22 protein-coding genes and 2 other RNA genes are annotated in these 20,843 nt (G+C 43.6%); 17 read left to right on the top strand and 7 right to left on the bottom strand.

Features of this window, described 5'->3' with window-relative positions:
* Window positions 1–44: 44 nt before the first annotated feature.
* Complete coding sequence (locus JBF11_RS01960; RefSeq protein WP_334315704.1) at window positions 45–506, bottom strand: NUDIX domain-containing protein; 462 nt, start codon at window positions 504–506, stop codon at window positions 45–47.
* 8 nt (window positions 507–514) lie between these two features.
* Entirely contained in the window at window positions 515–1,138 is a 624-nt protein-coding gene (locus JBF11_RS01955) for an L-threonylcarbamoyladenylate synthase (RefSeq protein ID WP_334315703.1), read from the bottom strand.
* Between the two features lie 132 nt (window positions 1,139–1,270).
* Here JBF11_RS01955 and tpiA point away from each other — a divergent pair, with 132 nt between their 5' ends.
* From tpiA to ilvD, 4 genes are all read left to right on the top strand, one after another.
* Window positions 1,271–2,023 carry a triose-phosphate isomerase gene (tpiA, locus tag JBF11_RS01950; protein WP_334315702.1) on the top strand — a complete coding sequence of 251 codons (753 nt, stop codon included), beginning with the start codon at window positions 1,271–1,273 and terminating at the stop codon, window positions 2,021–2,023.
* A gap of 118 nt (window positions 2,024–2,141) precedes the next feature.
* Entirely contained in the window at window positions 2,142–2,567 is a 426-nt protein-coding gene (gene secG, locus JBF11_RS01945; RefSeq protein WP_334315701.1) for a preprotein translocase subunit SecG, read from the top strand.
* 92 nt (window positions 2,568–2,659) lie between these two features.
* Window positions 2,660–2,755, top strand: an RNA gene (gene ffs, locus JBF11_RS01940) — signal recognition particle sRNA small type.
* An 81-nt stretch (window positions 2,756–2,836) separates the two neighbouring features.
* A complete protein-coding gene (gene ilvD, locus JBF11_RS01935; protein WP_334315700.1) occupies window positions 2,837–4,501 on the top strand; it encodes a dihydroxy-acid dehydratase in 1,665 nt (554 codons plus the stop codon).
* Window positions 4,502–4,831: 330 nt separating this feature from the next.
* Here the strand turns inward: ilvD and JBF11_RS01930 are convergent, their stop codons facing one another.
* The 3 genes from JBF11_RS01930 to JBF11_RS01920 are packed head-to-tail and all read right to left on the bottom strand — an operon-like array spanning window position 4,832 to window position 7,083.
* On the bottom strand, window positions 4,832–5,107 hold the full coding sequence (locus JBF11_RS01930) for a transcriptional regulator (RefSeq protein WP_334315699.1): 276 nt from the start codon (window positions 5,105–5,107) through the stop codon (window positions 4,832–4,834).
* Between the two features lie 15 nt (window positions 5,108–5,122).
* Window positions 5,123–5,629, bottom strand: a complete 507-nt coding sequence (gene folK / locus JBF11_RS01925) for a 2-amino-4-hydroxy-6-hydroxymethyldihydropteridine diphosphokinase (RefSeq protein ID WP_334315698.1) — start codon at window positions 5,627–5,629, stop codon at window positions 5,123–5,125.
* 8 nt (window positions 5,630–5,637) lie between these two features.
* Entirely contained in the window at window positions 5,638–7,083 is a 1,446-nt protein-coding gene (locus JBF11_RS01920; RefSeq protein WP_334315697.1) for a phospholipase D-like domain-containing protein, read from the bottom strand.
* Window positions 7,084–7,167: 84 nt separating this feature from the next.
* Between JBF11_RS01920 and JBF11_RS01915 the strand changes: the two genes are divergently transcribed.
* The 8 genes from JBF11_RS01915 (at window position 7,168) to JBF11_RS01880 (ending at window position 15,479) form a co-directional block, all read left to right on the top strand.
* On the top strand, window positions 7,168–8,016 hold the full coding sequence (locus JBF11_RS01915) for a hypothetical protein (protein WP_334315696.1): 849 nt from the start codon (window positions 7,168–7,170) through the stop codon (window positions 8,014–8,016).
* Window positions 8,017–8,019: 3 nt separating this feature from the next.
* A complete protein-coding gene (locus JBF11_RS01910; protein WP_334315695.1) occupies window positions 8,020–10,038 on the top strand; it encodes an elongation factor G in 2,019 nt (672 codons plus the stop codon).
* Between the two features lie 8 nt (window positions 10,039–10,046).
* Window positions 10,047–10,850, top strand: a complete 804-nt coding sequence (rsmA, locus tag JBF11_RS01905) for a 16S rRNA (adenine(1518)-N(6)/adenine(1519)-N(6))-dimethyltransferase RsmA (RefSeq protein ID WP_334315694.1) — start codon at window positions 10,047–10,049, stop codon at window positions 10,848–10,850.
* 10 nt (window positions 10,851–10,860) lie between these two features.
* Entirely contained in the window at window positions 10,861–11,175 is a 315-nt protein-coding gene (locus JBF11_RS01900) for a hypothetical protein (protein WP_334315693.1), read from the top strand.
* 106 nt (window positions 11,176–11,281) lie between these two features.
* Window positions 11,282–11,764 carry a GlcG/HbpS family heme-binding protein gene (locus JBF11_RS01895; protein ID WP_334315692.1) on the top strand — a complete coding sequence of 161 codons (483 nt, stop codon included), beginning with the start codon at window positions 11,282–11,284 and terminating at the stop codon, window positions 11,762–11,764.
* 120 nt (window positions 11,765–11,884) lie between these two features.
* Entirely contained in the window at window positions 11,885–13,372 is a 1,488-nt protein-coding gene (gene xseA / locus JBF11_RS01890) for an exodeoxyribonuclease VII large subunit (RefSeq protein WP_334315691.1), read from the top strand.
* Entirely contained in the window at window positions 13,369–14,739 is a 1,371-nt protein-coding gene (locus JBF11_RS01885) for a 3-phosphoshikimate 1-carboxyvinyltransferase (protein ID WP_334315690.1), read from the top strand. The genes xseA and JBF11_RS01885 overlap by 4 nt, the downstream gene beginning before the upstream one ends.
* A complete protein-coding gene (locus tag JBF11_RS01880; protein WP_334315689.1) occupies window positions 14,724–15,479 on the top strand; it encodes a prephenate dehydrogenase in 756 nt (251 codons plus the stop codon). The genes JBF11_RS01885 and JBF11_RS01880 overlap by 16 nt, the downstream gene beginning before the upstream one ends.
* A 25-nt stretch (window positions 15,480–15,504) precedes the next feature.
* On the opposite strand, the gene JBF11_RS01875 is transcribed toward JBF11_RS01880, so the two are convergent.
* Window positions 15,505–15,990 (bottom strand): hypothetical protein, encoded by a 486-nt coding sequence (locus JBF11_RS01875; RefSeq protein ID WP_334315688.1) that lies wholly within the window; start codon window positions 15,988–15,990, stop codon window positions 15,505–15,507.
* 5 nt (window positions 15,991–15,995) lie between these two features.
* Window positions 15,996–16,706, bottom strand: a complete 711-nt coding sequence (locus JBF11_RS01870; RefSeq protein WP_334315687.1) for a thioredoxin domain-containing protein — start codon at window positions 16,704–16,706, stop codon at window positions 15,996–15,998.
* 127 nt (window positions 16,707–16,833) lie between these two features.
* Here JBF11_RS01870 and JBF11_RS01865 point away from each other — a divergent pair, with 127 nt between their 5' ends.
* The 5 genes from JBF11_RS01865 (at window position 16,834) to JBF11_RS01845 (ending at window position 20,840) form a co-directional block, all read left to right on the top strand.
* Window positions 16,834–17,631: a Nif3-like dinuclear metal center hexameric protein gene (locus JBF11_RS01865; protein WP_334315686.1), complete on the top strand. Its 798-nt coding sequence runs from the start codon at window positions 16,834–16,836 to the stop codon at window positions 17,629–17,631.
* Window positions 17,632–17,634: 3 nt separating this feature from the next.
* Window positions 17,635–18,441 carry a zinc ribbon domain-containing protein gene (locus JBF11_RS01860; protein ID WP_334315685.1) on the top strand — a complete coding sequence of 269 codons (807 nt, stop codon included), beginning with the start codon at window positions 17,635–17,637 and terminating at the stop codon, window positions 18,439–18,441.
* Window positions 18,442–18,453: 12 nt separating this feature from the next.
* Window positions 18,454–18,801, top strand: an RNA gene (rnpB, locus tag JBF11_RS01855) — RNase P RNA component class A.
* Window positions 18,802–19,995: a 2-C-methyl-D-erythritol 4-phosphate cytidylyltransferase gene (ispD, locus tag JBF11_RS01850; protein WP_334315684.1), complete on the top strand. Its 1,194-nt coding sequence runs from the start codon at window positions 18,802–18,804 to the stop codon at window positions 19,993–19,995.
* Window positions 19,996–20,033: 38 nt separating this feature from the next.
* Entirely contained in the window at window positions 20,034–20,840 is an 807-nt protein-coding gene (locus tag JBF11_RS01845; RefSeq protein ID WP_334315683.1) for an LpxI family protein, read from the top strand.
* Window positions 20,841–20,843 lie beyond the last annotated feature (3 nt).

Here is a 20,843-nt window from a genome sequence, read left to right as displayed (position 1 = left end):
GCTTTGAGGGGATTTCACTTTAAAATCCAAAGCAAAAAATACCGTTATTCCACAGGCAGCAGCGGTCTTTTTCCCTGCAAATATTCTTTGAAATGGGCGACTGCCGTATCATGGTCAAAACAAAGGTGCGGAATATCCTCAAGCTTTCTGAAATGGGCGTTGGAAGCATCGTCACCCGCCATGATTTGCTCCGGATTTTTAGCTTTAGCCACATACGTAACAGTAAGCGTATGAAAACGCGGGTCACGGTCAGGCTTGGAATATACCCCGACAATGCCGATAAGCTCAACATCAAGTCCTGTTTCTTCTTTCATCTCACGGACAGCGGCATGTTCCACGCTTTCTCCGGTTTCCACAAAACCGCCGGGCAAAGCGAAACCGTGGGGTTCATTTTTCCTTTCGATAAGCACTATGCCTTTTTGCTCGTCGTAAATAATACAATCAGCGGTTGGATAAGGATTGTCGTATTTTGAAATATCACTTTTGCAAATCGGACATTTTTTCATAACAGCACCTAAATAGCCCTATAACCTTGTTCGGATAATTGTTCAAGAGAAACAGCCCCATGCCGCAATATTTTGATTTCCTTATCACCCTGCACGCTGATTATGGTGGAAGCAAATCCCCCCTGCGGTTTCGGCGGTAAATTGACATAACCGTTGACCCGCTTTAACAATTCCTCATCCAAGGCGCTGAAATCGGAAACAGGCTCTTTTCCGCTGATATTCGCACTGCTTGAAACAATGGGCTCGCCAACACCCTCGGCAAGGGCGACGGCAACAGGATGCGAACTCAAACGCACGGCAAGGGTGCCCGTTCCGCCGGTAAGCAAGGCTGAAACATTTTTCTTTGCAGGCAAAATAAGCGTCAGCGGTCCCGCCCAAAAAAGTTTTGCCAATTCCTCAACATCGCTTCGCACGGCACTTGATAATTGCGTAAAAGCGTAAACCTGTTCCAAATTGCTGACAATAGTGGGCAGCGGCAAAGCCAGCAGCCGTTTTTTTGCTTGAAAAATAGACGAAATAGCTTTTTCGGAAGAAATCTTACAGCCTATGCCATAAAACGTTTCTGTGGGATAAATAATAATTCCCTCGGCATTCAAAACGGAAACAGCCTTTTCTAAACCAAGCTCAAGCATAACACACCTCGAAATTCGAGTATAAGCGTTAGGCATTTCTCTGTCAAAGGTTTAAAGCCCAAAATATCGCATTGCATTCTTTTTTTTTCTATACTATACTATTTACGCAATATTGCACTTCGGAGGCATAGTATGAATAAAATCATAGCAGCTAACTGGAAAATGAATAAAAACTCCAAAGAAGCCGCTGAAACCATTAAAGAACTGTCAGCATTTTTAAACAATTCCCTTCCCCCTAAAAGGGAAGTCATCATATTCCCGTCTTTTATAAGCTTGGAGGCGAGCACCCATGCCCTTTCCTCCTCCGTACTGCAATTCGGGGCGCAAGACGTATATCCCGCCAAGGACGGTGCTTTTACCGGTGAAATTTCACCGTCCATGATTTTAGATGCAGGGGCGGCTTGGGTCCTGACCGGACATTCCGAACGCAGACATATCATCAAAGAAGAAAATACGCTTGTCGGGCAAAAAACAAGCTTCGCTCTGGCAAGCGGACTCAATGTCATCGCCTGCGTCGGTGAAACACTCGAAGAACGGGAAGCCGGCAAACTCTATGATGTTCTTACCACCCAATTGAACCAAACCCTTGCAAAACTTCCCACGCCCCTCAGTCCGGAACGGCTTGTTATCGCCTATGAACCCGTTTGGGCAATCGGCACCGGAAAAACCGCCCAAACCGAAGACATCATCGAAGCCCACGCAATCATCCGCGAGCTTTTAAAAGATATTATCGGAACATCTGTTTCCCAAACAAGGATTTTATACGGCGGCAGCGTAAAACCCGAAAACGCCCGTGAAATTCTCGAACTTGACAATGTGGAAGGGCTTTTGGTCGGCGGCGCATCATTGAAAGCGGAAAGCTTCGCAAAAATTATCCAAGCATAATTTTCGTCGGCGCATAATTTTTATCGGCTGCATTTTTTTCTTGCAAAATTTTCAATATGCGTTAATATTATCTTCCGTGATAAAATGAAAGGTGTAATGACGCCGCAAGGAGCTGTTTGTGCAATCAGGTATTTTAATTCTGCATATTTTGGTATGTATCATATTAATCGTTCTTGTTCTTTTGCAATCAGGACGTGAAGGAATGGGAGTCATTTTCGGCGGAGGCGGAAACAGTTCCGTTTTCGGCAGTCAGGGCGCCGGCGGAATTTTGGTTAAGCTCACCGCTTTTTTAGCTGTCATGTTTGTTGTGACCTCACTCGGATATAATATTCTCACTGCAAATAAAAACAATGTTTCTTCCGTGCTTGACGTGCAATTTGAAGAAACAGCTCCGGAAAATCCCGTACCTGCGGAAATAAAAGATATTCCTGTTGAAACAGCTCCGGCTCCGGAAGCGCTTCCTGACCAAAATGCGGACAAACAAGAGCAGCCTGCCGCACAGCCAATTGCAAATACAGCCGAAGAAAGTGCGAAAACCGAATAAGTTATGTAAAAAACTTTGAAAGCCTTAGAAATAAGGCTTTTTTCTTTTAAACTAAAACTTGACAAATAAAGCATAGCTCTTTATAGTTCAAGCAATGGAAACTGGACGGCAGTAACGTCGCCAACCCCGCCAGATTCGAAAGAAAGCAACGGTAACGATTGTTATTGGGTGTCCAGTTCCCGAAAGGCACAAAAGTATATTTTGTGCCTTTTATGTAATAAGACTTTAGGATTTCCTTATTTATTCAACCAATTACAGGGGTTTTTACTATGCGAAGCGACATTATGAAAAAAGGAAAAGAACGTGCAGCCCACCGTTCTTTGCTTGCCGCCTTGGGTCTTACAAAAAAGGAAATCGAACGTCCTCTTATCGGGGTTGTCAATTCCGCGAACGAAATAGTTCCCGGACATATCCACCTTGGAAAAATCGCCGAAGCCGTCAAGGCCGGCGTACGCGCCGCAGGCGGAACTCCCATTGAATTTCCAGCCATTGCGGTTTGCGACGGTATTGCCATGAACCATGAAGGCATGCGTTATTCCCTGCCTTCCCGCGATCTTATTGCCGATTCCATAGAAATTATGGCTATGGCGCACCCCTTTGACGGACTTGTGCTTATCCCTAACTGCGATAAGGTCGTTCCGGGAATGCTCATGGCTGCCTTACGTTTGAATATTCCCGCCATTGTCGTTTCAGGCGGTCCTATGCAGGCAGGTCCGAACGCAACGGACCTTAACAGCGTTTTTGAGGCTATCGGCAAATACAATTCCGGAAAAATCGCTGAAGAAGAACTTGCCCGTATCGAAGAAAGCGCTTGCCCCGGCTGCGGTTCCTGTTCCGGCATGTTCACTGCCAATACCATGAACTGCCTTTCAGAAGCCATAGGGCTCGCACTTCCCGGAAACGGAACCATTCCCGCGACATCGGCGGCACGTATCCGCCTTGCCAAAGAAGCCGGCGAACAAATCATGGTTCTTGTTGAAAAAAATATTTGCCCGCGCGATATTGTTACGGAAAAATCAGTGCATAATGCGGTCGCCCTTGATATGGCACTCGGCGGCAGCACCAATACGGTTTTACATTTGCCCGCTGTTTTTTCAGAAGCAAACCTTCCGCTCACCCTTGATATTTTTGATAAAGTCAGCCGTATCACACCAAACCTCTGCAAACTTTCCCCCGCAGGAAAACATCATATTGTGGAAGATTTGCACAGAGCAGGCGGCGTTCCCGCCGTTATGAGCGAACTTTTGAAAAACAATCTTATCTTTGGCGGCGAACTGACGGTCACCGGAAAATCCGTTCAACAGTACATAACGGAAAATAATATCAAAATCCTTGATACGGAAGTCATACACACTGTTGACAATCCATACTCCAAACAAGGCGGCATCGCTATTTTACGCGGCAACATCGCTCCGCTTGGTGCGGTTGTGAAGCAAAGCGCCGTATCTGCCGAAATGCGCACAAGAACAACTACCGCCAAAGTTTTCGATAAAGAAGAAGATGCCATGCAAGCCATTTTAACAGGGAAAATTCAAAAAGGCGATTGCGTGGTCATTCGCTTTGAAGGTCCCAAAGGAGGTCCGGGAATGCGTGAAATGCTCGGACCAACCTCCGCCATTGCAGGCATGGGCTTGGATAAAGATGTCATGCTCATTACTGACGGTCGTTTTTCCGGAGCAACCCGCGGCGCCTCTATCGGGCATATCAGCCCTGAAGCTGCCGAAGGCGGACCAATCAGACTTGTTGAAAACGGAGACCAAATAAAACTCGATATCGAAGCACGCAGTCTGAAGCTGTTGGTCAGCCAAGAAGAATTGGAAGAACGGGCTAAAAATTACCAAGCACCTGCTCCGAAAGCCAAAACTCCGATTTTGCGCCGTTATGCAAAACTTGTAACATCCGCCGCAACCGGCGCCATTTATGAAAAAGACTGACAATCACCAGCCGGACCTGATAAAAATTCTTATTTCATGACTGCATAAAAAACCACCGGCTGATACAGCCGGCGGAACAAAAAATTGTTAGATACAAGACTGTCCTCCCTTGGCATGTTTCGATGTGTTCGTCAACCAACGCCAAAGGAGGACAGCCTCTTATGAAAAACAGGTGATATTTATTTCATATATAACAAAACTGTTGATACCATAAGGTCTTTAAAGTCGGTCATCAATAAATCAACGTATCGGCATAAATTTTACAGCAATGAAGTTAAAGAAGCATGTAACACGAATAGGACCTTTATTACAGCATTATAAAAAATACAACTATTCTTGGATTTTTTGCTGTTCCTGAACTTGTTTGATATACTTCTGCCTGCAGTCGTCACTGCAAAAATATTCCACAACATCTCCGTTCCGCACGGAAAAGCTGTTTTCTTTCTCCACATAAACACCGCAAACCGGGTCGCGCACCAAAATACCGTCTGCTACTTTTTTTGCTTCATCATTTTCAGATTTTTCAATATTTTTTCTTTTATCGTTCATAAATAAACGATAAAGAGCATACGCGGCGATACCGAAAATCAAAATTTTAAAAATCATACCATCCTCGCTTCATTAACTTTGATAAATTTTATTTTCCTTAAGACGATAATCAAGCTGTGACAATGCGTCTTCGATATGGATATTATGAATGGTGATGTGGGGGGCGATTTCATGCAGAGGAACCAAAACAAAAGCCCGGTCCAAAGCCTTCGGATGCGGAACTTCGACCAAATTTGTCGAAATTTTCGTATTTCCCACTAAAAGAATATCTATATCAATTATTCTGGGTCCAAAACGCCTGTTTTCATCTCGGACTCTGCCCATTCCCGCTTCAATCCCCAAAAGGTAATTCATAAGATTATCCACGGCTAAATCAAGAGGCACGGAAAAATCATAATCAACCGCAATGACCTGATTTGCAAACCACCCCTGATTTTTGTCACCTTGAGGCTCTGTTTCATAAATGGAAGATTTCGCAAGAAAACGGATTTGCCCATGCCTGCAAATGTGCTCAATGGCTTTAGCCAAATTGCTTTCCTTGTCACCCAAATTTGAACCCAGAGAAAAAAAACATATCATACATACCTCTATAAATAAGGACTGAATATCCACATTGCGGCGTTTCTCAATCGTTTTAAAAATATCAAGAAAGGAAATTTGCCGTCTTCAAATACAGAATAAGCGATTTTTTTAGAACTTGCAAGAACGCTGTCCGCAAAAAACCTCAAATAAGAATTCAATTGCACTGAGAATACTTCCAAATTCAATTCAAAATTTAATTTCAAACTTCTCGGGTCAAAATTTGTCGACCCCAAAAACGTATATATTTCATCGACAAGAATAAGTTTCGTATGGGCAAAGGGTTTTGGCTGCTTATACATTTCTATGCCTCCGTGTATCAAACTTGGCAGAATGTGGTCAGCAGCCCAGCTTACGAAATTATGGTCCAACTTTTCAGGCAAAATAACCCGAACCCTGACACCCCTCGTTACCGCGCTCATAAGCGCGCTGATGATTTCCCGCGTAGGCAAAAAATAAGGATTGATAATGATAATTTCTTTTTTTGCACAGCTGAACACGCCGCATAAAAGATTAATGATCAAATCGTCGCTGTTTCCCGGACCGTCCATAACTATTCGCGCATCCATGGTTCCTGTGGCTGGACAAGGCGTAAAGGTCATATCCTGCGCTTTGCCGGTAACAAAGGCGAGATCAAGCAAAAAAACTTCCCTAAGCCCTGTCACGATAGGTCCGGTGCATTTGAAATGCACATCCTGAACGCTGTCACGGGGGTGATATTTCAATAAATTGCCGTCGGCTATATTCATGCCTCCCGTGAACGCGATGGAATCGCAAATAAGCAATTTTCTGTGGTTGCGCAGATTTATGCTCATTTGAAAAGGAAAAAGCTTAAAAGGAATGAAAGAATATACCGGAACACCGGCTTTTTTCAATTTTCTGCGCAAAAAAGCAAAGTCCCAAAACGTTCCCAGTCCGTCCACAATAACATGCACCATAACCCCGCGTTTATGCGCCCTTATTAAAGCTTCGGTAAAACGCTCCCCGCTTCTTTTGCCGCTAAAGATATACGTGCTCAAGAAGACATAATGCTCCGCGTTTTCAATCGCTTCGAGCATTTTGGGATAAGCCTCGTCCCCATTGAAAAGCGGTTCGAACGTATTGCCTCCCACGCAGGAAAGCCCTTGGCTCCGCTCTCCTATTCCCATAATGGGATATTCTTCACGGGTATGGTTCGCCTGCACGGAAGACCAATGGTTTTTCCGTATGCTGTCCAGGTGCCGGCGCCGCGCTTCCACCGCTTGGTTGAACAGTTTCGTCGCTTTGCTGTCAATCCTGTTGATTCCGAAAACAAAATAAAAAAACGCTCCTAAAAACGGCAGCATGATGATAACGCCGCACCATGCAAGAGCCGCCTGCGGATACTTGCTGTGCAGCAGGCAGTGAACGATCGCCGTAAAAGCGACCGCATAGCTTATCAGCAAAAATATCGTTACTAAAAATGCAATGGACATTACGCCTCCCGAATTTAATAAAAAATATATCATGGACAAAATTAATGCAACCCGTTATTAATGGAGTGAAACAACGGAGAAACTATGCAAAACATATTATCTATCATTCAACAGTATAAAATCGCTGATGAAATTTGCGCAAATGAATATGAAAACTGTTCCGCCCAAATCCGCGGTTTATTGAAAACCGCCATAGCCTTTCATTTTTCCGAAAGCGTGTATCCAAAAAACTGCGAACAATTCACGGAACATTCTTCTTCCGGATTTTGCCAAGGATATAAAAAGCAAAACATATCCGCCCTGCTTTTCCTTGTTGATAAAAAATACGATTCCCCCGCAAAATTCCTTTCCCTTCTCTGCCGGTCCATACGTGCAAATGTGCAGCAATGCTTCGTGTTCATTGATAAAAACATGCCTGAAGAAACGTTTCGTCTCTTTATCAATTGCCTGGAATTATGCGGAATAGAAAATTCCTATTATCTGCCGGATAAAGCGGTATTGAATGATTTTTATGCAAAAATGCAAAAAATTGCCGGCTCACAAGTCAAACTCATAAACTGCAATGAAAACAACCAAGATTTTATTGCATTAAAACAAAAAGATATTTTCACGGAAAATCTTCCGCTTGAAATCATAGCCCAAAAATCTCAAAAAAAATTCCTTGAACTCGCCTATGGCAAAAGCGCCGCAGTCACATATCAAACACAAAATTCGCCCCAAACAGCCCGAAAACATTTTCAAAACATTCTTGAACACTGCTTTGAACACGGCAAAGACAGCTATGATATTTCTTTCATCAGCACAAAAACAGCGGAGCAAAACTACGGAATGGGCATGGAATTTTGCTTTACACACCCGCAATTGCCACAAAACTTTTTTAACGATACGATTATTTTCAGCAACCTGGAAAGCAATTATCCAATAAGCGAGTAATCCATGAAAATAATTGAACATATTGAATCAACACGGAATATCGGCATTATCGCCCACATTGACGCTGGAAAAACAACGGTTTCAGAGCGCATTCTTTATTATACGCATAAAATTCACCGCATGGGCGAAGTCCACACCGGAAATGCGACCATGGACTTTATGCCGGAAGAACAGGAACGCGGTATCACAATTGCGGCGGCAAGCACGCATTGCGAGTGGAAAAACTTCAATATCAACCTTATCGATACCCCCGGGCATGTTGATTTCACCATTGAAGTCGAACGCTCCTTACAGGTTCTTGACGGGGCGGTCGGGATTTTTTGCGCGGTCGGCGGGGTTGAACCGCAGTCGGAAACAGTATGGAAACAATCGGAAGCCCTGCAAATACCAAAACTCGCCTTTATCAATAAATTAGACAGAATAGGCGCTGATTTTGAAACCGTTCTTTCTTCCATGCAAACACGTTTGCAGACAAAACCGCTTGTCCTGCAAATTCCTTTGGGGCAAGGGCAAGACTTTTCAGGACTTGCCGATTTGCTGACTTTGCAAAAAATTGAATTTTCGGAAGAAGACCAAGGCGAAACCGTGCTCTATACCCCTCTGGAAGGCGAAGAGCGTATTGAAGCCGAGATTTGGAGGGAAAAACTGCTGGAAGAAATCGCCGAACTGGACGACGATTTTCTAGAAAAATATTTTAACAAAACCTATGGCATTGAAGACATAAAAGAAAGCATACGTAAAATAGCCATTGCAAAACTGGCAACACCCGTTCTTATGGGCTCTGCATTAAAAAACAGCGGCATTCAGCCATTGCTTGACGCCATTTGCGATTACCTGCCAAGCCCTCTTGAGGCGAAACCGCTGAAATCGGAAGCATTCAACCCCGATACCGTAAAAACGCTCGTCTTTAAAGTAATGCTTGAAAATAATCACAGATTTTCTTTTGTAAGAATATATAACGGTATTTTGAAAGAAAACTCCACCCTCTATAATATCAATCTGCAAAAGCATGAACGCATAGACCATATCTATAAATTGCATGCGGATTATCATGAACGGGTGAAAGAAGCGTATGCAGGTGATTTGATTGGAGTTATCGGAATGAAAACCGTGCAGACGGGACACACCCTTTCCAATGACCCGAACCTTGAACCCTATGAGGATTTCAACAAATACCAACCGGTCATTTCTCTTGCTTTTGAACCCAAAAACAGTGAAGAAGCCGATATTTTGGACAATGCCCTCGCCCAATACACCCTCGAAGATCCGACTCTTCTTGTCAACAATGAAGAAGGCTTCCGCCTTGTTTCCGGCATGGGCGAGCTGCATTTGTCCGTTTTGGCGGAACGCATCGAACGTGAATACAAAATAAAACCCCGTATCGGCAACCCTCAGGTCATATTGAAAGAAAGTATCAATAATTCAGAGCCGATACAAGCCAGTTACCGTTTTGAAAGAGAGCTTGGCGACAAACTGCACCAAGGACACGCCGAAATCAGTCTGCGAAAGCGCGAACGCGGACAAGGCAATGCGATATGCCTTTCCGAACAAGCGAAAACCGTTATCCAAAAACAAAAAAACATAAGTAAAGAAGATACGGTAAAAACAGTTGAAGATTACTGCCTCAGCATTTTGGAAAGCGGGAACAACAATGGATTGGCGCTTGCGGATATTGAATTTACGCTTGTAAATATCCTTGAAAATGAAAACACGAGTTTGGTGGGTATACAAAATGCGCTCCATTTCGCTTTGCGTGAAGCGTACGCGCAAGCCAAAGTCGTCACCCTCTATCCGATTATGAAACTTGAAATTTCCGTTCCGGAAGAAAACCTCGGTGCGGTCATGAACCTTTTGAACACTTGCAAAGCAAAGGTTGAACAGCTTTTTGAAAAACAAAATCAAAAAAGCATTGTCGCTTTGGCTCCCATGCAGGAACTTTTCGGGTTTGCCACTAATTTGCGCTCCTCCACGCAAGGCAGAGCAAGCCTGAGCATGCAATTTTTACGCTATGACACCCTTTAGGGCTGAATATGAACACAGAAAAAATTCCAGCAAAAAAAAGTTTGGGACAACATTTTCTGAAAAATGAAAGTGTTATCAATAAAATCATTGAGCTTGGCGATTTTTCCGCCGCCGATCAAATCTTGGAAATCGGTCCGGGTCCCGGAGCGTTGACTTCCATTTTACGGGCTTTGGACTGCCAAAAACTTTGGCTGCTTGAAAAGGATGATGTTTTTGCCCGAAACCACGCGCAATACGCCGAAGAAAACAAACTCGGACATATGCGGGTTTTCCATACGGACGCGCTTACCTTTCCGTGGCGGGATTTACGGGGAAACTGGAAAATCATCGGCAATCTGCCCTATAATGTCGCCTCTCCGCTCATGTGGGATATTGTGAGCCAAGTTCCGAAATTATCCAAAGCCGTTTTCATGATACAAAAAGAAGTCGCCGAACGCATACGGGCGAAAGAAGGCAATAAGACATACGGAGCGTTATCCGCTTGGATACAAAGCTTTTGCAAAGTTGAAAAAGGGTTTGTCATCCGTCCGAGCGCTTTCACCCCTCCCCCAAAAGTGGACTCGGAAATCATTATTTTTAAACCTCTGCCTGAAGAAGAATTGCCCAAACATCCCGAATATCTCGCCACACTCATAAAAACAGCGTTTCAACAACGCAGGAAACAGCTGCACGGCATTTTTCAAAAAGCTTTTCCAAGCCAATATGCCGAAACAATTTGGCAGCAAATGGAAATCCCTAAGGAAAGCCGCGCGGAAACGCTCAGTCCGAAACAATTCCAAAAACTTGCGGATTTGCTTTTTCCAATAAAATAAGGAGATGAAAATGAATTTTGAGAACCTCGCTTCTTTGCGAAACTACTTGTCAGTCAGCGAACATAAGGCAGGCACGATAACATTGAAAGTGAAAGCCTCCGCCATTTCAGACCCGGCTGTAAAAAACATTATTGCGGAATTTAAAGGGCGCTCCATGCCTAAAGCGGTACTTGACATTAAATTCAATTTTTTTACGCAAGCAGTGACAATCAAATATGATACGCAAAGCATAAGACCGGAAGACATCGAGGAACTTCTGACCACGCAGGACCAAAAACGCTTCCAGCAATTGGCGGAAAGCTATTATTCAAGCCTCACGGCTTAACAAATTTCCAAAAAAAATTATTTTTTTCTTGTAATGGCTTTCAGAAAGAATTATATTGACCGTATAAAAAGCTGAATTGTATCAGCCCGTAAAAATGGAGGTTTTTATGCGTTATTTAGTATTGACATTGGCTTTTATTTTCTGCATGGCAACAAGTGCAATGGCTAAAGCGCCTCTCACCCAACTTCCTCAGGATATTACCGTGGAAGAAGCGCAAAAAGTGCTTAACGCCGCTCTTGTGAAAGCTGTTGACCAAGGCGTTCCCATGAATATCGCGGTTGTTGACGCCGGCGGAAACTTAAAGGCTTTTCTCCGTCAAGACGGTGCTTTCTTGGGCAGTATCGACGTTTCAACCAAAAAAGCAATCACCGCCCGCCTTTTCAATATGTCCACCGAGGCATTGGGCAAAGAATCATTGCCTGACAAATCCCTTTACGGCATTGAAGTCACCAACGACGGTTTGGTTGTTTTCGGTGGCGGCGAACTTATTATCCGTGACAATATGATTATCGGCGCAATCGGCGTCAGCGGCGGCAGTGTGCAGGAAGATATGAACGTTGCCAAAGCCGGCGCGGCGGCAATCAAATAAAACCGCCAAAATCCCTTTTTGCAATCCTTGTTGGAAGTTTCCGCTTTTAACAAGGATTTTTGTTTCTTTACTCCAGGAAAAAACAAGGCTATACTTGGAAAAAAAACAACAGTTAGCGCCATGGACACAATACTTACCGTTCACGAACTCAATTTCAAATTAAGCCAGCTTCTGGAAGCGCGTTTTCCGTATGTTTGGATAAAAGGAGAAGTGACGAACTGCACGCTCGCCTCATCCGGGCATATTTATTTTTCCCTGAAAGACGAACAGGAACTCTTAAATTGTGTTTGGTTCAAACGCTACCACCAAGACCTGGCATTTGACCCGCTGACCGGAGAGTGTTTTGAAAACGGAAAAAAACCGAGTCTTGCCCAAAGCCTGCGTGACGGACAAGAAATCATCTGTGCCGGGAAACTGGCTGTCTACGGAGCAAGGGGACAGTATCAGCTCATCGTTGAACATGCCCTTGAAAACGGTATCGGGCAATTGCATGAAGCCTTTGAAAAACTCAAACAAAAACTTTCTTCGGAAGGTTTATTCGATACGAAACACAAAAAACCGATTCCCCGCAAATTACAGAATATCGCCCTTATCACGGCTCCCACAGGCGCAGTTATTCATGATTTTTTAAGAATAGCCCAAACTCGGGGCATAAAAAGTACAATTCATATTTTTCCAAGCCTTGTGCAAGGCGACGAAGCCCCGAACAAACTTATCAGCGCCCTGCAAAAAGCTGAAAATCATATTTTTCCAAACGGCAAAAAGGCGGACTGTATTGTTTTCATTCGCGGCGGAGGCTCAATTCAGGATTTATGGGCGTTCAACAGTGAAGAACTCGCCCGAGCCATTTTTGCCTGCTCCATTCCTGTCGTTACCGGTATCGGGCATGAACCGGATTTTTCCATTGCCGACTATGTCAGCGATTTAAGCTGCGCAACCCCAAGCCATGCAGCCCAATTTTTATGGAAAGATAAAAACAGCCTGATCCAGGAAACCGATGATTTGGAATATGCCATGCGGTCCTCTTTTCTCGCTCTTCTCAAGCATCATGAAAAAGAATTGTCATTCCTTAAAAGACAATTGGAACTCATTTTCCCCAAAAACAAGCTGAATGAAAAAAGCTACCATCTCATGACGGTATCGCAGCGTTTACAAAAAGCTCTGCAAATCCTTTTTCAAAACAAACAAACGAAACTCTATATCGCCAAACAAAAAATCAAACGGCATGAGCCAGGTTTCACCGTTCTTTTCCATTCAATACTTCAATTAAATAAAGAAATTAATCGTTATGCCCGCACAACCATAAAAGAAAAGGAAGAAAAACTGCATAAACTGCAAAAACAACTCCGGCAAAATTTTACGGCTTATTTGCAGGATAAGGAATTTCTCCTGCAATCCAAGGCTCTTGTTCTGGAAGGCAATAATCCCCGTAAGCCTCTTGAAAAAGGATATGTTTATGCCGAACTTGCGGGAAAAGAACAAAAACCCGTGACATCCGTCCAAGATTTGCAAATAAACGATACCTTGCAATTATACCTCAGTGACGGTACAATATCTTCAAAAATCGAAACCATTGCTCCTAACAAATCGCCAAAGGATACCTTATGAATACACAAAACCCAATTATTGTCCACGCTCCGGCCTCAAAATCCGTTTCACACCGCATGGTCATGGGGGCAAGTTTGGCAAACGGCGAATCCGTTGTTGAAAATGTTCTTGAAAGCCAAGACCTTTTCCAAACAATGGAAATTCTGTCAAATGCCGGTGCCCGCTTTGAAAAAATAGATAAAGGCACATACAAAATTAACGGCGCATTGCCGAGAGGTGGTGAAGACATGCAACATGCGACAGACTGCAATGTGCATGAATCGGGCACGACCTGCCGCCTCCTTACAGCCATTTTAGCAAGCGGACAAGGGTTCTTCCATATCCACGGGGCAAAACGCATGCACGAACGCCCTATCGGAACGCTCACCGCCGCCCTTGAAGAGTTGGGAGCGAAATTCCTATTCGAAAAAGAAGGCTATCCTCCCTTTCTTTTAAAAGCAAAGGGATTGAACGGCGGAGAAATAACCGTCAGCCTTGAAGAATCAAGTCAATATTTATCAGGGCTGCTTTTAGCGGCACCGCTTTGCAAAGAGCCGCTGACCATTTATATCGGCGGAACGCATGTTGTTTCTTGGCCATATATAGGCTTAACGCTTGACACCATGAAAAAATTCGGGGCGAGATTTGATATTTCCGTTAAAGATAAAGAAAACAGCACGGACGAAACCATAAAATGGAAACCCGTCGATTACAGGAAAATAACGGAAATCATTCCCCATGAAATACGTTTCCGTGTCCGTCCCTTTGCCGGCAGCGGCACATATAAAAGCGGAAAATATACAGTTGAGGGCGACTGGTCTGGAGCTTCCTATCTGCTTGCCGCAGGGGTTTTAGGGCAAAAGCCCGTTACGGTCGTCGGGCTGAATAAGGACAGTCTGCAAGCAGACAAAGCGCTCCTTGACATCCTTACGAAAATGGGCGCTGAAACGAAATACGGAGATAACGGCGAAATAACAGTCTTTCCAAGCAAATTAAAAGGCATTGCCGTGGATATGGCGGACTGCCCGGACATAGTGCCCACTATCGCCGCTGTCGCCGCTTTTGCAGAAGGTGAAACCAAAATTGAAAATATCGCCCACTTGCGCATAAAAGAATGCGACAGACTGCACGCCATGGCGCTGGAACTTCAAAAAATCGGAATTGAAACTGTCGAATACACCGACTATTTGATTGTCAAAGGAAATCCGAACCTGAAAAATATTGCGGAAGAAATACAATTCGCAAGCTATGGCGACCATAGGATTGTGATGAGTTTAAGCCTGCTCAATTTAAAGGGGATAAAAACCGCGTTTGACAACCCTATGGCAATTACGAAATCATTTCCTGAATTTTTTGATGTTTGGAAAACAATATGCATATCACAATAATCGGACATAACGGAAAAATGGGGGGGACATTTTTCAAGCGCTTTCAAGAAGCCGGACATTTTGTCAACGGAATTGACATTCCATACGACGATACGGAGCTTTTTAAAAGCATAAGAAATACTGAAATCATTCTTTTTTGCATTCCTGCCAAAACCATGGAGGAAATGTGCGAAAAAATCGAAGGACATATTCCCTGCTCCTGTATTTTAATGGACGTCACAAGCGTAAAAGTCCTCCCCATAAAAAGCATGGAAAAACATTACGGAGGACCGGTTATCGGCACACACCCCCTGTTCGGTCCGCGCTCATTGGATTATAAGAAGATTTGCCTTTGCTTGGGTTCGTATTTCAAAACTATGGATACTGAAAAACAAAAAATCAAAGATACTGTCTATGAACTTTTTAAACAAATCGGCTGCGAACCTTTTTATGCGAAAGCGGAAGAACACGATAAGGCAATGGCGGCACTGCAAGGCTTAAACTTCGTCACCAATGTCGCCTACTTCGCCATGACAGCCAATATGCCGGAAATAAAGGAATTTTTAACTCCTTCTTTCATGCGCCGCCTTGAAGCCGGCAGGGCGAGCATACAAGAAGACGGGACGCTTTTTACGGGAATTTTTGAAGCCAATCCTTACAGCCAGGATATTGTCAGGCAATATCGCTCTTTTCTGAACGTTGCGGCAGGCGGCGATATGGACGTACTCGTCAAATTGGCGCAAAAATGGTTTGATAAATAAGGGAATAAAAAATATTTTTTTTCAATTATCGGTTCAAAGAATACGTATAATTTTCAAAAATATCAAGGCAATTCGCCACAAGCATAGCCATCGCCCCGGATAAAAGCACGGCGGACCGCTTTCCTATTTCGGACAAATCCTTTGCAAGCAAACGCTTATAAAACAATTTCGGACAATCTTTGACCTTTTCTTCAATAATCAGCTGAATATAGGCTTGAAACTGATTATCAAGAAAAAGAACGGTTTCTTCTTCATCATACCCGTATTCTTTCAAAAAATATTTAATGGAACGCACATATTCCAAAACCATATATGCAGGGGCATACTGCGAAAAACCATGGTAAACGGCGGCAAAAACAAAGGCTTGCCATTCTTTTGCAAATTCGGCGAAAGGAACGGAAGAAAGGAATGCCTGTTTTTGAAAGGCTTGCAATGCTCCTGCTGCGCAATTTTTTTCAAAGATAATAAAACAAACCTCTATCGCTTCCTGCATGGATAATTCACGTTTCATGACCGCTACCCGCACGTTCCGTCAAGAGAACAAGATTTTCCCATTAAAACAGCAGATTGCCCGTCCTGATTATTCTCCGTCGCCCGCATGGCTGCGAAAATAGCTTTCTCGCAGTCTTCATAATTAACATAACCGCGTGAAATAAAATGATTAACACCATTTTCAACATAATAGAGAGTCGGATATAAGACAATTTCCCCTAAAATATCAAAGCCTTTTTCCGTTTCTTCATGCGAGGCGATTTCTGATTGTTCATCATGCAAATACTTGAAAATATCAACGCTGGAAACCGCAAAGGTTTCAGCAAAAGAATGAACGGTATCTTCTGCGAAAATATCCTTACCGAGATTATAAAACCGGAACTGCAAAAATTCCATGATTTCGAGCGCAAACTCCGGTTTGAAATGTTTCAAAACATAAAACAGGCGGCTTGCTTTTTTCGAGTCCATAAAAATATTTTTGGCATTTCCGGAAAACAGCATATTCACATAATCATCGGATATTTTCACGCCTGTTGCCGCGTATAACTTATCAATGAACGCTTGAACGTTGGGGCTTTGCTTCACACGGGCTTCCAAGTCGACGGCAGGTTCGACGAGCGCTCCCGCATACACTTCAAAAGGCAAAGCGAATTTTTTCTTGATCTTGGCGATGTTTTTTGAAAATCCGTAACACCACGGACAAAAAACATCGGAAATATATAAAAAATGCGCCATTTTTAACTCCTAAGCAGCTAATCAAACAAAAATAAAAAGGAAAAACAAAAAAAGCAAGATTTTTTTCTTGACTGCCGTATTAAAATAAGGCAAAAAAAAATATCTTTTTTCATTACAAAGAGGAAGAGTGCGACAAAACGAAATTTTGGCATGTATCGAAGAGTTAGCTCCGAAGGCTCTTGCCGCTCCTTGGGATAATTCAGGTTTACAAATCGCAGCTGAACGTGACGAAATAAAGCATATTGCCGTTACGTTGGACCCCTGCCCTGAATCGGTCCGAAAAGCCCTGTCCATTGGGGCGGACTTTATTTTTACCCATCACCCCCTATTACTTTCTCCTAAATATCTCAATAACTTAGAAGATAATTACTACAAAGTCGCTTCTCTTTTATTAAAAAATGACATCCCCCTCTACTCAGCCCATACCAGTTTGGACAGCATGCCCGCCGCTTTTTGGCTTGCGGACGAATTTAATCTCATAAACAGAAAAATTTTAGAACCGACCGGAATTATTGACACTGTCCAATACGGAATAGGTGTTTGCGGTGAACTGCGAACTCCTCTGCCGGCTGAAGATTTTCTTGCAAAACTTTGCCGGACAATTCCCCACAGCCGCCCGTTTTTCAATATCGGAAAACTGCCTCAAACGATAAAAAATATCGCCATTTGCGGCGGTTCCGGCAGTTCCTTATTGGAAGAAGCGCAAAATTTCGGAGCCGATTGCCTTATCACAGGCGATACCAAATACCATACGGCGCTTGATGTGAGCCAACAAAACACTGATTTCGCAATTATCGAAGTCGGGCACCACAGCCTTGAAGAAGAAATGATGAGGCGTTTCACGCTTCTTTTACAGGAAAAACTTCCGAAGGTCCGTATAAGTTTTATTTCCTCAAAAGACCCTTTCATTCAAATAATGGAGTAAAATATGAGTTTATACCTTGAACAAATCAAACAATTGGTTGAACTGCAGCATGTTGACGATAAAATTTATGCTGTGAAAAAAGAACTTGAAGAAGCGCCTTTGCAGGTGGAAACCCTTAGGGAACGCTTTAATGAAGAAGAAGCGAAAATCGCGCGGATTAACGATAAATTGCAGCACATGCACGAACAGCAAAAACGCCTTGACATGGATTTGGAAGACGAAACAGCCCGTCTGAAAAAAAGTAAATCCAAACTCATGCAAGTAAGCAATTCCAAAGAATATCAAGCCATGTCCAAAGAAATGGACAATATGGAACGTTCCACAAAAAATCACGAAGAAGAACGCATTGCCCTGCGTGAAGAAATTTCCATTCAGGAAGATTTATTGAAAGAAGCACAAGCCGTTCGTGACGAACTTAAAATAGATCTTGCAACCAAAGAAGAAAGCCTTATTGAACGTATCAATGCGGCAAACCAAGAATTGGAAAAACTGACAGCCATTCATAAGGAAACCGGCAAAGATGTGCCGAACAGAATTTTGGAACGCTATGAATTTATTCATCGCCGCCTTGAACATCCGGTCATTGTTCCGGTAAAAAACAGCGTCTGCACCGGCTGCAATATTGCCATTCCACCGCAAACTTTCATTGAAATCCAGCGCGGTCAACAAATATGGAGCTGCCCGAACTGCCAGCGCTTGATTTACTGGGCAGAACATTTCCAAGACCAACATCAGGAAGAAAAGAAAGCGAAGCAAAACAAACCGCAGGTTTTTGCGGAAGATTTGAACCTTGGTGAATCATTAAACTAATCTTTTCTACTTTGAGTTGGGCAGACTGTCGCTGCATATCATCGAATATGGGGAGGAAAGTCCGAGCTTCACAGGGCAGAGTGCTGGGTAACGCCCAGAAAGAGCGATCTTTGGCAAGCGCAACAGAAAGTAAACCGCCAGAAATGGTAAGGGTGAAACGGTGGGGTAAGAGCCCACCAGTTATTATGGTGACATAATAAGCTAGGCAAGCCCCACTCGAAGCAAGACCAAATAGGAAAACCGACTTGCCCAGTCCATGGTTTTCGGGTAGGTTGCTTGAGGGTAATGGTAACATTGCTCCTAGAGGAATGACAGTCACACATTTTGTGTACAGAACTCGGCTTATGCCCGACTCATAGTATGAAAAAAGAAATTTATGCAATCATTTTAGCCGCCGGCAGCGGCAGCCGCATGCAGACGGAAACGAGAAAACAGTTTCTCCCTTATCAAAACAAGCCTCTTTGGTGGCAAAGTTTCGCCACATTTTACCATTCGCCTTTCATACACGGCATTATTCTTGTTTTTCCGGAAGAGGAGCAATGTTACAAAGAAGCTGTGACGCAAGCCGAAATGCTGATAAAGGAACATAACCATACCTTGCCTGTTTTCTTTTGCAAAGGCGGCACATTAAGACAGGACAGCGTTTATAATGCCCTTTCCGTAGCCCCCCGCACGGCAACGCATGTTCTTGTTCATGACAGCGCCAGACCTTTTTTCACAGCGTCCCTTATCACGAAACTTGTTGAAGAACTGAACGGCGGCATGAAAGCCGTTATTCCCTCCCTGCCCCTTTCCGATACGGTAAAAGAATTCGCCGTCACAAAAGAATATAAGAAATTCGCCACCAATACCCCGAACCGTAATTTCCTGCGGACTGTCCAAACCCCGCAAGCATTTTCTTTTGCGGAACTTTTGCAAGCCCACGCCCATATCCGGGAAAAACAACTGACCATTACCGATGATGCCATGGCAATGGAGGAACTGGGAATACCGGTTCTTTTAATCGAAGGGGAACGTTCCAATCATAAGATTACGCATAAAGAGGACTTGTCAATGCTTACAAAACAGTCTTTTTATCCTTGCTGCGGATATGGCTACGATGTTCACAAATTCCAAGGAAACAGACCGTTTGTGTTAGGCGGAGTCGCCCTTGATACCGATATGAAGATTGAAGCCCATTCGGACGGAGACGTTCTTATTCATGCGCTTATGGATGCGCTTCTGTCCTGCATGGCTGAGGGTGACATCGGCAAGCATTTTCCTGATAGTAGTAAGGAATTTGAAAATATTTCCTCTCTCATTTTACTGGACAAGGTTATGGATAAATGGAAGCAAAGCAAACTTCTGTTAAGCCATGTTGATTTAACCGTCATTTGCCAAAAACCTAAGATTTCGCCTTACACGGCGCAAATAAAAAAGAATATTTGCAGGCTCCTGAGCCTTTCCGAAAATCAGGTGAATATCAAAGCCACAACGGAAGAAGGCTTAGGTTTTACAGGCAATTTACAAGGTATAAAAGCTGTCGCGCTTGTAAGCGCGGTAAAAATCGGGTAACAAAACGGCAACTAGCATACAAATAAAAGGTTTTTCATGTGGAAACAATAACAAGATTAGGAATAATCGCAGGGGGAGGACAATTTCCCAAACTCATCGCCGAAGAAGCGAAGAAACGGGGAATTTTTGTCGCCGGCTGCGGATTTCACAACAATACCGATGAAAGCCTCTCTCAGATTTTCGACACATTTCAAATACTAGCTCTTGGACAGCTTGCTAAGCTTATTGATTTTTTCAAAAAAAACAATGTGAGCCACATCTGTTTCGCAGGTACGATAAACAAACCCAAAGCCTTGGATATACGTCCTGACTTGCGGGCGGCAAAACTTATTTTTTCTTTGAAAACAAAAGGCGATGACGCCCTGCTGCGTGCAATCCTCGGTGAGTTTGAAAAAGAAGGCTTCCAATGTGTTTCCGCCTCCCGTTTTCTTCCAAGCCTCAAATCACCGCAAGGCATTTTGACAAACAGAACCATTCCCCAAGAAATCCTTGGAGATATGCGCTATGGATTCCCTATCGCCAAAAGCATGGGCAGTTATGACATCGGGCAGTGCATTGTCGTGAAAAACGGAATGGTCATAGCCGTTGAATGTCTGGAAGGAACAGACGCCACTCTGAAAAGAGCTTCGGAACTTGCCGGCAAAGGCTGTATCGCCGTAAAAGTTATCAAACCCATTCAGGACGAACGCATTGATTTACCCTCTATCGGACTGAAAACTATTGAGAATTTAATACAATACAACTATGCGGGCTTGGCGATAGAAGCAAATAAAACCCTGTTTTTCGACAGGGAAGAAGCGCTTGCCCTCGCCAATAAACACGGGCTCCATATCATTGCCTTATAACGG

Origin of the sequence: Taurinivorans muris (assembly GCF_025232395.1) — a bacterium.
Taxonomy (GTDB): Bacteria; Desulfobacterota; Desulfovibrionia; order Desulfovibrionales; family Desulfovibrionaceae; genus Taurinivorans; species Taurinivorans muris.
Note: the sequence above shows the minus strand (reverse complement) of the source record. Positions and strands in the feature narration are given on the sequence as shown.

Excerpts from the sequence above, each read along its gene's own strand:
- folK (WP_334315698.1), bottom strand. The coding sequence starts at position 5,629 with ATGATATGTTTTTTTTCTCTGGGTTCAAATTTGGGTGACAAGGAAAGC.
- JBF11_RS01860 (WP_334315685.1), top strand. The coding sequence starts at position 17,635 with ATGAGTTTATACCTTGAACAAATCAAACAATTGGTTGAACTGCAGCAT.
- tpiA (WP_334315702.1), top strand. The coding sequence starts at position 1,271 with ATGAATAAAATCATAGCAGCTAACTGGAAAATGAATAAAAACTCCAAA.
- JBF11_RS01885 (WP_334315690.1), top strand. The coding sequence starts at position 13,369 with ATGAATACACAAAACCCAATTATTGTCCACGCTCCGGCCTCAAAATCC.
- JBF11_RS01880 (WP_334315689.1), top strand. The coding sequence starts at position 14,724 with ATGCATATCACAATAATCGGACATAACGGAAAAATGGGGGGGACATTT.
- JBF11_RS01960 (WP_334315704.1), bottom strand. The coding sequence starts at position 506 with ATGAAAAAATGTCCGATTTGCAAAAGTGATATTTCAAAATACGACAAT.
- JBF11_RS01870 (WP_334315687.1), bottom strand. The coding sequence starts at position 16,706 with ATGGCGCATTTTTTATATATTTCCGATGTTTTTTGTCCGTGGTGTTAC.
- JBF11_RS01930 (WP_334315699.1), bottom strand. The coding sequence starts at position 5,107 with ATGATTTTTAAAATTTTGATTTTCGGTATCGCCGCGTATGCTCTTTAT.
- ispD (WP_334315684.1), top strand. The coding sequence starts at position 18,802 with ATGAAAAAAGAAATTTATGCAATCATTTTAGCCGCCGGCAGCGGCAGC.
- JBF11_RS01915 (WP_334315696.1), top strand. The coding sequence starts at position 7,168 with ATGCAAAACATATTATCTATCATTCAACAGTATAAAATCGCTGATGAA.
- JBF11_RS01900 (WP_334315693.1), top strand. The coding sequence starts at position 10,861 with ATGAATTTTGAGAACCTCGCTTCTTTGCGAAACTACTTGTCAGTCAGC.
- xseA (WP_334315691.1), top strand. The coding sequence starts at position 11,885 with ATGGACACAATACTTACCGTTCACGAACTCAATTTCAAATTAAGCCAG.
- rsmA (WP_334315694.1), top strand. The coding sequence starts at position 10,047 with ATGAACACAGAAAAAATTCCAGCAAAAAAAAGTTTGGGACAACATTTT.
- JBF11_RS01910 (WP_334315695.1), top strand. The coding sequence starts at position 8,020 with ATGAAAATAATTGAACATATTGAATCAACACGGAATATCGGCATTATC.
- JBF11_RS01895 (WP_334315692.1), top strand. The coding sequence starts at position 11,282 with ATGCGTTATTTAGTATTGACATTGGCTTTTATTTTCTGCATGGCAACA.
- JBF11_RS01955 (WP_334315703.1), bottom strand. The coding sequence starts at position 1,138 with ATGCTTGAGCTTGGTTTAGAAAAGGCTGTTTCCGTTTTGAATGCCGAG.
- JBF11_RS01920 (WP_334315697.1), bottom strand. The coding sequence starts at position 7,083 with ATGTCCATTGCATTTTTAGTAACGATATTTTTGCTGATAAGCTATGCG.
- JBF11_RS01875 (WP_334315688.1), bottom strand. The coding sequence starts at position 15,990 with ATGAAACGTGAATTATCCATGCAGGAAGCGATAGAGGTTTGTTTTATT.
- ilvD (WP_334315700.1), top strand. The coding sequence starts at position 2,837 with ATGCGAAGCGACATTATGAAAAAAGGAAAAGAACGTGCAGCCCACCGT.